Source organism: Mesorhizobium sp. M5C.F.Ca.IN.020.29.1.1, assembly GCF_003997375.1.
Taxonomy (GTDB): Bacteria; Pseudomonadota; Alphaproteobacteria; order Rhizobiales; family Rhizobiaceae; genus Mesorhizobium; species Mesorhizobium wenxiniae.
Map to the genome: position 1 here is coordinate 1 of NZ_RZSW01000984.1, position 1,211 is coordinate 1,211.

A 1,211-nucleotide genomic window follows, 5' to 3' on the forward strand; every position below is an offset into this window, starting at 1 on the left:
GCACTGTACATAACGAAAGCCAAGCAGACGGCATTAGCAAGCTCATCCTGATCGACGGTATCGTCCTCAGGCCAAGGTCGTCTAATCACGCCGCTTCGACCATCTGGGCGGCTCCACGAACGCCCGTCACCATTTCTTCGACGTGGTCTGTAGACATCGGAGTGGACAGGCACAGTTGGCACGTTGGCGAGACGATCACGTCTCTGTCCTGCAGAGCCCGAACGAACATGTCCATTTTTCTTTGCTGCTCGGGCGCTGCTCGGGCCTCACGGTAGCCTTTGGGAGCTTCAGGCCGCAGGTGTATGCGGAACATCGATCCCATGCCCGTCACGGAGTATGGGAGGCGTTCCTGACGAAACATCTCGGCCAGCGAAGCGCGGGCATATTCGCCCAAATGTTCGAGTCGTTGAAAACTTTGCTCTGACAAAGATCGCATCGTCGCAATGCCTGCTGCCATTGACATCGGATTTGCACTGAAGGTGCCGGCCTGAGGGACGAGGGGCTTACCATTCGTCGAATCGAAGGGAATCATGGATCGCGATGGGCCTCCGACCGCGCCGATTGGTAGGCCCCCACCGATGATCTTGGCAAAGGCACAGAGATCCGCTTCGAACCCAAATCGGGTTATGCCGCCGCGATACGATAGCCGAAAGCTCATCACCTCGTCAGAAATCAGAACGATGCCATGACGGGCCGTGAACTCGCGCAGAAAGGCAAGATAGGTGGGGTCTATGGGAACCAATCCGGCACGTTGCGGAAGGAGATCTATTACGACCGCTGCGAGCTTGTCGGTGTTCCGTTCGAGAATTTCTCGGGTTGCTCCGATCTCGTTGAATGGCAAGACGACCGTGTCGGCGGCAAGGGATTCAGAGGTTCCCGCACTATACGGTATGGCGTTCGGCACTGACCGGGGTCCCCAGTTCGACGGCGCAGAATCGAGGCTGACTTCAATCGCATCATAACTCCCATGAAAGGCGCCTTCGAGTTTGGCAATTTTCCGCCTCCCCGTTAAGGCACGCGCTGCCTTAATAGTATACATGACCGCTTCAGTCCCGGAATTCATGAAGCGGACCTGGTCAAAGTAGGGGACCCTGTCACAAAGCAGTTCGGCAAATTCAACTTCCAGCTCCGTCGGGCCGCTGAAGCCTATGCCCATTTCCAATTGATGATGAAGCCTGTCCAACACCGGTCGACAGCCGTGGCCGTGGATC

At 56.6% G+C, this 1,211-nt stretch carries 1 protein-coding gene; it reads right to left on the reverse strand.

Features of this window, described 5'->3' with window-relative positions; translation table 11 throughout:
- Positions 1–85: 85 nt before the first annotated feature.
- A partial coding sequence (locus EOA85_RS35610; RefSeq protein WP_206523477.1) for an aminotransferase class III-fold pyridoxal phosphate-dependent enzyme occupies positions 86–1,211 on the reverse strand: 1,126 nt, incomplete at its 5' end.